This window comes from Mesorhizobium sp. RCAM 06353, from assembly GCF_059683585.1.
Genome location: NZ_CM185031.1, coordinates 6,813,608 through 6,825,272, shown reverse-complemented (window position 1 = coordinate 6,825,272; position 11,665 = coordinate 6,813,608). Strand labels below are relative to the sequence as shown.

10 protein-coding genes are annotated in these 11,665 nt (G+C 60.9%); 7 read left to right on the top strand and 3 right to left on the bottom strand.

Annotated elements, in window-relative coordinates:
* Window positions 1–47 precede the first annotated feature (47 nt).
* On the bottom strand, window positions 48–1,625 hold the full coding sequence (locus tag AC56QX_RS32910; RefSeq protein WP_497112709.1) for an ABC transporter substrate-binding protein: 1,578 nt from the start codon (window positions 1,623–1,625) through the stop codon (window positions 48–50).
* A 186-nt stretch (window positions 1,626–1,811) separates the two neighbouring features.
* Here AC56QX_RS32910 and AC56QX_RS32905 point away from each other — a divergent pair, with 186 nt between their 5' ends.
* From AC56QX_RS32905 to AC56QX_RS32885, 5 genes are read left to right on the top strand one after another with little or no spacing between them, the layout of a single operon-like run.
* On the top strand, window positions 1,812–2,786 hold the full coding sequence (locus AC56QX_RS32905; protein WP_497112708.1) for a GntR family transcriptional regulator: 975 nt from the start codon (window positions 1,812–1,814) through the stop codon (window positions 2,784–2,786).
* On the top strand, window positions 2,783–3,484 hold the full coding sequence (locus tag AC56QX_RS32900; RefSeq protein WP_172233065.1) for a creatininase family protein: 702 nt from the start codon (window positions 2,783–2,785) through the stop codon (window positions 3,482–3,484). Before AC56QX_RS32905 ends, AC56QX_RS32900 begins: the two co-directional genes overlap by 4 nt.
* Entirely contained in the window at window positions 3,481–4,527 is a 1,047-nt protein-coding gene (locus AC56QX_RS32895; protein WP_497112706.1) for a ketopantoate reductase family protein, read from the top strand. Before AC56QX_RS32900 ends, AC56QX_RS32895 begins: the two co-directional genes overlap by 4 nt.
* Entirely contained in the window at window positions 4,524–5,282 is a 759-nt protein-coding gene (locus AC56QX_RS32890) for an SDR family NAD(P)-dependent oxidoreductase (RefSeq protein ID WP_497112704.1), read from the top strand. Before AC56QX_RS32895 ends, AC56QX_RS32890 begins: the two co-directional genes overlap by 4 nt.
* Window positions 5,279–6,664, top strand: a complete 1,386-nt coding sequence (locus tag AC56QX_RS32885) for a dipeptidase (protein WP_497112703.1) — start codon at window positions 5,279–5,281, stop codon at window positions 6,662–6,664. Before AC56QX_RS32890 ends, AC56QX_RS32885 begins: the two co-directional genes overlap by 4 nt.
* A gap of 418 nt (window positions 6,665–7,082) precedes the next feature.
* Here the strand turns inward: AC56QX_RS32885 and AC56QX_RS32880 are convergent, their stop codons facing one another.
* The gene (locus AC56QX_RS32880) at window positions 7,083–8,033 is read right to left on the bottom strand and encodes a LysR family transcriptional regulator (protein WP_497112702.1); all 951 of its coding nucleotides are present in this window, start codon (window positions 8,031–8,033) and stop codon (window positions 7,083–7,085) included.
* A 152-nt stretch (window positions 8,034–8,185) separates the two neighbouring features.
* Window positions 8,186–9,187 carry a class I SAM-dependent methyltransferase gene (locus AC56QX_RS32875; protein ID WP_497112701.1) on the bottom strand — a complete coding sequence of 334 codons (1,002 nt, stop codon included), beginning with the start codon at window positions 9,185–9,187 and terminating at the stop codon, window positions 8,186–8,188.
* Between the two features lie 433 nt (window positions 9,188–9,620).
* On the opposite strand from AC56QX_RS32875, the gene AC56QX_RS32870 reads away from it, so the two are divergent.
* Both AC56QX_RS32870 and AC56QX_RS32865 read left to right on the top strand, forming a co-directional pair.
* Window positions 9,621–10,385 (top strand): helix-turn-helix domain-containing protein, encoded by a 765-nt coding sequence (locus tag AC56QX_RS32870; RefSeq protein WP_497118020.1) that lies wholly within the window; start codon window positions 9,621–9,623, stop codon window positions 10,383–10,385.
* A gap of 74 nt (window positions 10,386–10,459) precedes the next feature.
* On the top strand, window positions 10,460–11,665 hold the full coding sequence (locus tag AC56QX_RS32865) for an MFS transporter (protein WP_497112700.1): 1,206 nt from the start codon (window positions 10,460–10,462) through the stop codon (window positions 11,663–11,665).

Below are 11,665 nucleotides of genomic sequence, written 5' to 3'. Positions count from 1 at the left end.
CACGATGGCGGCGAACGCCGTGACGTTCGCCGCCTCAGGCGATCAGCCTACTTCTGCAGCCACGCGGCGCCAAAGATATTGTTGCCGAGCGGGATCTGGACGAAGCCTTGCACCTTCTTGCTCAACGCGACCGGATAAGGGGTTTCGTAAAGTGGGACGATCGGTCCACTGCTGTTGTAGATGTCCTGCATCTTGCCATACTGATCGGCACGTTTGGCGGCATCGATCTCTTTCTGCGAGGCTTCGAAAAGCTTGTCGGCCTCGTCGTTCTTCCAGCCGCTGTGCAGCGCGCCGATGGTCGGCGAATAGACGAAGTACGAAGCGATCTCGTTCGGGTCGGCGATATCATCGGTCCACGCCGCTTCGCGCATCGTGAACGTGCCGTCGCGGTACTGCTGCGTGCGGCTTGGATTGTCGACCTGTTGCAGGTCGAGCTTGATGCCGATCTGCCCCCACATCTGCTGCACCGCAGTGGCGATGCCGATCTCGTCCTGGTTGCCTGCAAGCACGAGCAGGCTGGTTTCGAACCCATTCTCGAAGCCGGCATCCTTCATCAACTGCTTGGCCTTGTCGAGATCGTATGGATAGAGCGGCTTGTCACCCTTGTGCAGCGGCGTCGCCGAGGACATGAACGAGGTCATCTGCGACCCCACGCCATGGGTCACCACCTGGATGATCGCCTCCTTGTTGGTCGCGTAGTTCATCGCCTGGCGCACTTTTTCGTTCGACAGCGGATTGTCCTTGTCGCCGATCTTCGGGCGCACGTTCATGGTGATGTATTCGACGCGGGTCGACGGGTAGAGTTTCATATCGATGCCGTCGGCCTGCTTCAATTCGTCGACGCGCGCATAGGGGATGAATTCGGCGCCGTCGATTTCGCCCGACTGCAATTTCAGGATGCGGGTGGCATCATCGGGGATCACCTCGAAATCGATGCCGTCGAGATAGGGCAGCGGCTTGCCGTCCTCGCCCTTCGCCCAATAGTTCTCATTGCGCGTCAGCTTCATCGACTGGCCGTGGTCCCAGGATTTAAGCACGAACGGTCCGGAACTGATCGGATGCGCTGAGAAGCTCTTCGCCTTTTCCTCGTCGGTCGTCCCTTCCGAGGCTTCGAACGCCTTCATCGGCAGGATCGCGGTGTTGAACACGGTGAGCGCGGCGAGGATCGCCGGATCGGTGTTCTTGAGCTTGATGATGACGGTGTGATCGCCTTCGGTGGTGACGTCCTGGATCGAGCCGACCAGGAAATTCCAGATGCCTTTCTTCGGATCGGCGGCGCGTTTCAGCGACCATTGCACGTCGGCTGGGGTGATCGGCGATCCATCGGAGAATTTGATGCCGTCACGCAGTGTCAGCGTGACGGTGAGGCCATCGTCGGAGACCTTCCACTCCGTCGCCAGGCCCGGCTTCAGGCCCTTGCCATCGTCGGTGGGCAGGATCAGCGTGTCGTAGAGATTGGACAGGATCCAGATGTCGACATTGGCATCGTTGAGCACCGGATCGAGAAAGAGGCTGTCCGCATAGCGGCCGTATTTCAGCGTGCCGCCGCGTTCGACCGCAAGCGCGCCGTAGCTGGTTCCAACGAGAAGTGCCGCGCTCAGCGCGGCCTTGACGAGCGTGTTCATGACGGCTCCCGTATCTCCAGAGGAATGTTAAAGTGTTCTTGTTGGCCATAACGTTTTCACGCAAGGCCTATCGTGTCAACGGGATTGTCCCAAGGAAAGCGGCACTCTGGCGCAACAACGCGCTTGTCACCCAAGTTCGGCCGGACTAAGCGTTATAGGTGGATAATACACTTGATTGGGACCTGAATGGAGTTCTCGGTTGATCGCGATCTGCCAGTTCCCCTGCGCACGCAGTTGCAGGGACTGATCGAGTACGGCATCGCCTGCGGCGAATTGGTGCCGGGAGAGTTGCTTCCCTCGGTCAGGGAACTGGCCGAGCGCGTCGGCGTGGCCCCGATGACGGTCAGCCAGGTCTATGGCGACCTCAAGGCTTCAGGCATGATCGAGACGCGTCCCGGGTCCGGCTCCTTCGTCACCGGCAGTGGGCGCGCGCGGCTCGCCGCCCGTCCGGAGGCGACGGAACTGCATAGGCGGATCGATGCGCTGATTGATGCCGGAACAGCCGCTGGAATTCGGCCGGCCGAACTCGTCTCGCTGGTCAGCGCGCGCGCCTTCTATCGCGACAGCATAGGTGCCAGGACCAGGGTCGTCATGATCGGGCTGTTCGCCGACGCCACGGCCAGCTATTCGCGCTTCATCGCCGCGCGTCTCGGAAATGGCGTGACCGTCGAGCCGCTGACAATCTCGGCCATCGAACGGGATCCCGCCGCGCGCGCGCGCGCCAACTCGGCCGATCTCGCCGTCACCTTCGTCAATCGCCAGCGCGAGGTGATGTCGCTGGTCACCAACACCAAGGTGGTGTCGATCAGCTTCATCCCTTCGGAAGAAACGCGGAAGGCGCTGGCCGCGCTGGATTCGCTGGCGCGCGTGGCGGTCATATCCAGGTTTCCGGATTTCCTGCCGATCATGAAGGCTGGCGTTCAGCGCTTCGCCCCCCATGTCGAGCATCTGACCGGTGCCACGCTCGAAACGCCGGACCTGGAGGCACTGCTCGGAGGATCCGATGTCGTGGTGTTCGCCAGCGGCGCCGAGGATGTCCTGGCAAAGTTGCAGGTGGGCGTCACCGCGTTCGAATACCGGCACGCCCCCGACACCGCCGAGATCGAGCGTGTGCTGGTGCCGCTGATCAATGCAACGGACGAGGAGAGGAAGGCATCGTGAAAATTTCCGAATGCAACTGGCGGCAGGTCGAGCAGTATCTCGGCAAGGACGACCGCGCGGTCCTTCCGCTTGGCAGCACCGAACAACACGCGCAGTTGTCGTTGTCGGTCGATTCGATCCTGTCAGAGCGCGTCGCGACGGAAGCGGCCGAGCCGCTCGGCATTCCGGTATTTCCGGTCGTCGCCTACGGGCTGACGCCCTACTTCATGGCCTATCCCGGTTCGATCAGCCTGCGCACCGAAACCTATATACGCCTCGTCAGGGACATTCTGGACGGCATGCGCGCGCAGGGGTTCCGGCGCATCCTGATCGTCAACGGCCATGGCGGCAACCAGCCGGCCGGCGCCCTGGCGATCGAATGGATGGCCGACAATCCGGACACCACGATAAAGTTCCACAATTGGTGGGCCGCCCCGGCAACGATGGGCAAGGTGCTGGAGATCGATCCGGTCGCCTCGCACGCCTCCTGGATGGAGAATTTCCCCTGGACCCGGCTTGCCGGCGTGAAACCGCCGACGCAGCAGAAGCCGATGATCGACCTCGCCCGCATGCGTCTGATGTCGCCCAAGGCGGTTCGCGACTATCTCGGCGACGGCAATTTCGGCGGTTATTACGAGCGGCCGGACGAGGACATGCAGGCGATCTGGGACATCGCGGTCAAGGAGACGCGCGATCTGCTCGAAGGGCCATGGTCATGACGGAGACCGGACCGATCCTGATCTGGGGTACCGGGGCGATCGGCGGCACGCTTGGTGCTGCCTTCATCCGCGCCGGCCATGCCGTCACCTTCGTCGACAGTGATGTCAGCCACGTCAAGGCGATCAACGCCGATGGCTTGCGCATCGCCGGGCCGATCCTTCAGGATGTGGTGAAGGCGCCGGCCTTCCTGCCTGTCGCCGTCACCGGCCGTTTCGAGCGGATTTTCCTGTGCGTCAAGGCACATCATACGCGCATTGCCGCAACCGCGCTGTTGCCTCATCTGGCAGATGGCGGCTGCGTGGTCTCGGCGCAGAACGGGTTGAACGAACTCACCATCGCCGAAATCGTCGGCGACCAGCGCACGATCGGTTGCTTCGTCAATTTCGGTGCGGACTACCTGGAGCCGGGCGTGGTCCATTACAGCGGCCATGGCGCGGTGGTGATCGGCGAACTCGACGGCAAGCGCACCCCGCGCATCGCAGAGCTTCACCGACTCATGCAGGATTTCGAACCGAAAGCGGTGCTCACCGACAACATCTGGGGCTATCTCTGGGGCAAGATGATCTACGGCGCGCTGCTCTTCGCCACGGCGCTGACCGACGATTCCATCGCCGACGTGTTTGCCGACAGGCGTTATCGCGCTGTCCTCTCGGCGGTGGGGCTGGAAGTCGGCGCTGTCGCCAAGGCGAACGGCGTCAGGGCAGAGGCATTCGACGGCTTCGACCCCGGCGCTTTCGCGCCCGGCTCATCCACCGCCGCCACCGACCGCTCCTTTGACGAGATGGTCGTGCACAACCGTCGGTCGGCGAAGTCCCACACCGGCATCTGGCGCGACCTCGCCATCCGTAAGCGCAAGACGGAGGTGGATGCGCAGATTTTCCCGATCGTCGAGATCGGGCGAAAACTCGGAATCGCGACGCCGTTGACGGCGCGCACCGTCGAGATGATCCACGAGATCGAGGACGGTAAGCGGCGGCTCGTTCTGACCAATCTCGATGAACTGGCCAAAGTCATGCCGAGCACTCCGGCAAGCGCCCAATGAACATATGCTTCGACAAGCGAACCGTCATCGTCACCGGCGCGGCGCATGGCTTTGGCCGTGCGATCGCCAAAGCATTCGCCGAACGCGGCGCGGCGGTTCATATCCTGGACGTCAACGACGCCGGCCTTGCGGAAACGCATCAACTCTGCGGCGAAAACTGCCGCTCGCATGTCGTCGATGTCGGCGATCGCGACGCTGTACAGGCGGTCGTCGGCACGATCGAAGCCGATGCTGGGGCGGTGGATATTCTCGTCAACAACGCTGGCGGCGTGCGCGGGCAGGTCGGCAGACCGCTGGAGGACATCTCGCAAGCCGACTGGCAGACAATTTTCGACGTCAATCTCTCGGGCGCCTTCTTCATGACGCAGGCCGTGGCGCCCGGCATGAAGAAGCGCCGCTATGGACGCGTCATCAACATTTCAAGCGGCGCCGGGCTCGGCATCAGCCTCACCGGCATACAGGCCTATGCCAGCGCTAAGGCTGGCCAGATCGGGCTGACGCGCCAGCTTGCGCATGAACTCGGCCCCTGGAACATCACCGTCAACAACGTCGCACCGGGTTTTGTGCGTTCCAATCCCACCACCGAGCGGCAATGGCAGGCGATGGGCGAGGAGGGTCAGCAAAAGCTCCTCCAGAACATCGCGATGAAGCGGCTTGGCTCACCCGACGACATCGCCGCGATGGTGATGTTCTTCGCCTCCGATTTCGCCGGCTGGGTTAGCGGCCAGGTGATCAGCGTGGACGGTGGAAAGTGAGCGCCGTCGAGGCCTATCTCGTGGCCCACGCCGACGAAGCCCTGGAAGACTTGAAGGCATTCTGTCGCATTCCGAGCGTCAGCACCGATCCAGCCTATCGCGACGGAATTCGCCAGGCGGCAAGCTTCGTCGCTGTGCGGCTGACGCAGGCCGGGTTCCCAACCGTCGAAATCGTCGAGACAGACGGCCATCCAGCCGTGTTCGGTGAAATCATCGGCGACGCCGCCGCGCCGACCATCCTCGTCTACGGTCACTACGATGTGCAGCCGCCGGATCCGGTCGAGAAATGGATCACGCCGCCCTTCGAGCCGGCTGTGCGCGACAACCGCCTCTATGGGCGCGGCGTCTCGGATGACAAAGGTCCGATGCTGATCCCGATCCTCGTCGTCGAGGCATTCCTGAAGACCGCCGGTCGCCTGCCGCTCAACATCAAGATGCTTGTCGAGGGCGAGGAGGAATCCGGCAGCCCGCATTTTTCGCCGCTGGTCGAAAAGATGCGCCAGCGCCTGGCCTGCGACCTCGTTGTCTCCGCCGATGGCGCCATGTGGCGCGCCGACCGGCCATCGATGACGGTGGCCAGCCGCGGCATGGTCGCGCTCGACGTGGTGGTGACGGGCGCGGCGAAGGACCTTCATTCCGGCCGCCATGGCGGCAGTGCGCCAAATCCCATCCGCGCGCTCGTTGCCATGCTGGCCAGCCTTCACGACAGCGACGGCGCCGTTACCGTGCCGGGCTTCATGGACGACGTCACGCCGCCCGATCCGGCCATTCTTGAAGCGATCGATGCCGCCAGCTTCGATACCGCCGCCTACCTCGCCGGGATTGGCGCTCCGGCGCCCGATCCACAGCCCTCCGGCCACGACCTTCTGGTTCGTCAATGGCTGGCGCCGACACTTGAATTCAACGGCATATTCGGCGGTTATTCGGGACCGGGCACCAAGACGGTCATTCCATCGTCGGCGGGTGCCAAGATCACCTGCCGCCTCGTCGCCGGGCAGGAGCCAGGCAAGGTTGCCGAGGCGATCCGTAGCCACCTCGAGACACGCTTGCCGACCGGCTATTCGCTTGACGTCAAGCGTCACGGCCCCGGCACCAAGGCGTTCTCGATCGATCCCGGCCTGCCCGCGCTTGCCATAGCTGAAACGCTGCTCGGTGAGTTGATGGGCGCGAAATCGCTGCGGGTTGCGATGGGCGCGACGATCCCGATCGGCAGTGTCTTCAAGGAGCATCTCGGCGTCGGCACAATCTTCTTCTCGTTCTCGACCTCCGACGAGGACTACCATGCGCCGAACGAATTCTTCCGGCTGGAGAATTTCAGCATCGGCCAGATCGCCTGGGCCCGGCTGTTCCAGCGCCTGGGCTTATCGATGGGCGGAAAGTAACCGGGCTCCGTGCATGGCACCGCCTTCCGTGAGGCAAACCGGGCAGTCATGCTTTCATCAGAGGGGCCGAACGCGCCTGCGGCCCCGGGGCTCGAAGTCACTGATGAGAAAGCCGTGCAATCGGCCGGGAATATCGACGGCCGAACTCATGAACGCCGTGCTGACGGCGCGCACCGCGCTGTGGAAAGTATTGCCGGCTGCACGATCTCGCCGTGAAGATCGTCGCGCGCAGCGAGTCACGCTGACGCTTCATGGCCTCCTTTAGCGCGCCAGAAGGATCGATCTTGTCGAGCCCAGGATGCGGCCGGCTGCGGGAACCAGGCGAATGTCACTCCAGCGCCTGCTCTTCGAGGTCCGATGCCCAAAGCGGATAGTCCGCTTGCGGCCCCGAAGTGGTCGTTGGAGGGACCGATGGGGGTTATGGAGCAGAGATCGGCCCTCGAGGTTGCTCGTTTCCCGTAGTGACGGTGACAGGCTCGCTTGGACCTGCGGATACCATGTTTCTAGCAGTCCCAACCAGCCGCAACAGCGCGCGCTTTGGGTTCGATTCGAGCCACAGTGCCTTGATCGTACTGATGCTGTTCTGCCCCTCGACAGGTTTCCACACCATGGCATCGATGGCGATTGTCCTGGCAAAGCCTTCGCCCGCCAGGGTCACGCCTTGACCGAGTTGCACCTTGAGGATGACCGTCGCTTCGCTCGCGCGACAAATTTGGACAGCCGGTCCACCATTCGCAGCGATATGCTTCAGCAAGCCCAGGTCCTGCGGCGATCCGATTGGGACCAGAAGACAACTCTCGGCAAGGTCTGTCCATGTGACCGCAGGCCTTTCGGCCAATGGATGCCGTTCAGCAAGGAGAACGAACAAGCGTTCGTGCGCGAATATTTCGCTTTGGCACAAGGCAGAGTTCTCAGGTTCGTGGGTGAAGACAATGTCGAGGCGCCGGCGGCGTATCGCCGCCAGGCACTGTTCATGTGGGACGTCCTCGATGGCGACGCTGACGTCGGGGTGTAAACGGCCAAAACGATCGACGAGGCGCGCTACGAACGCGCGCCCTGTCTGGGCGCATAATCCGATCCTGACCGTTTTGGCATCCTGGTGGCTACCACCACCGGCCAGAGCATCGTGCAAAGCTTCGTAGTGAGCCCGGACGAGGTCAATCCATGCCCTGCCTGCTTCGGTCAGCCGAACGCCATGGACGTCGCGATGAAACAACTGCATGTCCAGCAACTGCTCGAGAGCAACAATGTTGCGGCTAACACAGGATTCCCTCACTCTGAGAACTCTTGCCGCCTGCCTAAGGCTACCATGGTCGACAGCTGCGAAGACATGATCCAAACGGCGCAACGTGTTGTTGACCTGTCTCAAGGCTCAGGAGCCTTGCGGATATCGTTGCGGATGGCGCAAAGCAGCCGGGCCGACGCGAACGCCGCTCTTGCCGGCAATGTTCGACAGTGTCGAAAAGGGTTGGGCCACGGCACATCGGCCAAGCAGAGTTTCCGGGTCGCAGGGACCGCTTTTCATGATCGTTCCTGGGCGGCGGCGACGCCAGCAGGCGGGGTCGGATACAGACTGGGTTCGTAGATGTATTCGTGCGGAATGGCCGGAGTGGCCAGCTGGGAAAGGTACCGCTTCAGGTTTTCTTCGCTATTGCTCGCCGCGAGACTGCAGAAATTTCCGCTGTTCCACGTCAGGGAGGAGTAGCTGAAATGCGCGCGTATGGCGTCGCACATCTGCGCCAAAGTCACCTCATTGCCGAACATCGTATTCAAAACGAGGTTCTGCTTTTTCTCGATTTCGTCTGGGGGAAAATAGCGCGCCTTGAAGCCGAAATCCTTCTGGTATTCGCGCCGCCGGTAGTCGCTCTCCTCGGCCGCCCGGAACTTCTCGACGAAGACAAAGATACCGTCCTGCTTGAGGTGCTGGGTCACGAACTCGATCTGGCTTGCTCTTTTTGGCGAGTACATCTGAAAGGTCGTATCTTCGAGGATGATATCGAACCCGTGCGCGAAATTTGCCAGTCGCGAATCCGAGCTCAGGAAATCCTTGGTCAACTTATGGAAGGGGCCAATGAAGAAGTCGGCGTGCGGCGGTTGGCCATAGGCCATGAAGCTTGTGTAATTCTCCGCGTTCGGACTGCACGACAGAGTGCGTATCTGTCCCTTGGAGAGTTCGGACAACGTTCTCGCCATCGTGCCTTCCGCCGTTCCAAGGCTGTATAGCGATATTGGAGCGCCACGGTGCCGTGCGTATCTCAGCACCGCGTAGGCCATCCGGCACTCCTCTTCCAATCTGTAGGGAATGCTGCCGTGATAGTGCTGGTCAAAAAAGCCCTGGCGGGTCGCGTGCAGCGCGACCAGATCGCGCAGGAGTTCATCACTAGGCAGAAGGCGGATGTCGGCTGTGGGCTTGCGGATCGGCATCCCGCTCTTGCCAGCGGCCGTCGCCGCGAAAAAGCCGGCGAGCCCGTTGATCCGTGGGCCATGGTCGCACTCAGCCAGGAAGTCGTCGAGTCCACGCATCGCAGTATGCCTCCAACACCGTTCCATTGGTGAGATGCCGCTACGTCGATGGGGGAAATTCCACTAAGATAAGTGTGGTCTAATATTTCACCGGGCTCAAGTATTGGCTGAGCCAACTGGTAGGCCTGCGTTGTATAGGCGGCTTTCAGGCGATTGCCGTTTTTTCGCTAAAGTCACATTTTCTACCAATCCTGAGTTATTTGGCAATTTTACCGCAACCCAAAGTGGGCAAATGGGCACGAGAGCTAGCTAGGCTACAATCAGGAGGCCTTTTCGCTTCGTGCATACTTTTCACGTCGACCCAAGCAAGATTCGCCCATCACAGCACCAGACCCTTGCTCACCAGTATGAGGGCTGGGGGCAAGTGCGGGCGGATCTTGTCAAAAGGACTGGCCTGGAGCGCCAGGAGACAAGAATAACCTTTCCGGGCCCTGTGTTCTTGTTGAACCTGAAGGGTGTGGCGCGCAACGGAGAGGACTTCGTCAATGGGCGCAGAATCTCATTCTCGCAGCGGCGCGCTGGCTCGATCATCTTCATGCCGGGCGGGAATAGTTGGACCGGGTGGGATGAAGGCGACGCTACCGCCGCCTACCTGCTCGTTTCAATCGAACAGAGGTTCGCCGACGAGGTGTATGGAATGGCAGGCGGTCGCCAAGCAGACCTGCCGCCTTCGATCGGATTCCGAGACGGCACTGTTGAGATGGCGTTGCAGAGGATTGCATTGGAGCTCAAGCAGCCTGACCCATTCAGCGCAACGATGGTGGAGAGTCAGGCCACTCAATTGCTCGTGCAAATGTTCAGGTTGAACGGCGTCCATCAGGAACCGGTGAAAGGCGGTTTGTCATCGTTCGATCTCAAGCGCGCGGTGGGAATGATCGAGGCGTTGTCGGACGGCAGACCGTCGCTCGCTGATTTGGCAAAAGAGGTTGGGGTTAGCCGGTTCCATTTCTGGAGGGCCTTCAAGCAGTCGACAGGCATGACGCCTCACGCATTCATTGCGCAGCGCCGGCTGGAACAATCCGCCGACATGCTACGATCGACCAATTTGTCGGCGACGGAAATCGCGATGGAATGTGGTTTCGGCAGTTCGAGCCATTTCACGACCGCCTTTAAGCGGGCCTTCGGCACGTGCCCCACGGAATTTCGTCGTAAGTGTCGAGATCTAGGCCCCGCGTGTCGGTTCTCAGCAAGTATCTGATAATCCCAACATCACAGTAAAGCAGGCTTGACGGAAGACGGTATCCATCGGCGGTCAGCCCGGATACGCCGCTCATGTCAAACCTGGTTCGAATTCATCAAGGCAACGGACGGGCCGACCGGTCCAATCCCTGCCTCGAATTCCTGGCCAGCACGCTAGCGGCGGCTATTGCCCGAAACGGCTACTACATCGCATCCGCCTGGATTCTCGTCGAGCGAGGGTGCGGAACTGCCGGCGTGGCGACGTTCCTTGCGACCGCAAGCATTGTCGAATTCGTTGCGAGCCCTCTGGCTGGCGTAGCGGCGGATCGATTTGACAGGCGACGCCTGAACATTGCGGCAGACCTCAGCCGCTTCGTCATTATGCTGGCTACCGCTTGCGCGCTCCTCTACATGGACGTGTTTCTGATTATCTGCCTGTCTGCTGCCCTCTTTTCCTTTTGCGACCGTGTCGCGCTTACGAGCGCTCAATCAATGATCCCCGTGATAGCTGACGGCCGCGATCTTGTAGCCTCGAATTCCGCGGTCTTCTTCGTCGTGCAGGTCGGCAATCTCGGCGCAGCTCTGCTTGCAGGGCCTCTGCTGCATGAGCGATCACCAGCCCTGCCATTCACCGTTCTTGCTGCCTTCTTCCTGCTTTCAGCGGGCTGCCTTGCCTTGATGCGGCTGCAACCGGTTTCGCTCGATGTTTGCATCGCCAAAATCTCTGCGACCCAAATCGATCCGAGCCTGCGCCGTCTCATGGTCGTCTACGCGCTTCTCTATGCAAGCGCGGTGCTTGTCAGTGTTATGGGATCGGGTTTCGTCTTCCAGGAGGAGAAGGGTACTGCCGTGGATTTCGGCCACCTCGAGGCTGCATGGTCGGCGGGCTCCCTGATCGGCGCCGTCTCTCTAATCCGAATTGAAAGAGCGATGAGTGCCCATGCGCGGCATCTCATGCTTTTGGGCCTAACGGCATTTGTACTCATGGCGCTGACTTCTCTACGCACGCCCTGGACAATGATCCTTTTTGCCGCGCTCGGATTTTTATACAATCTTGGACGCGTCAGCGTCGAAGTCACATTGCAGTCGCGCGTGTCCGTTTATCTGTTGGGCCGGGCGAAAGGTATTATGCACAGTGTGGCCGGGGTGTTCGGATTACTCATCTTCGGCATCGCTGCCGCTGTAGGAGATCGAGCATCTCCTTCGACGATTTTCTTCAGCTTTGGCGTGGTGCTCCTCATCAGTATTTCATGTCTGAGCGTCTGTGTCGGCGAGACGCAAGAAAAAGGTGAACCGTGA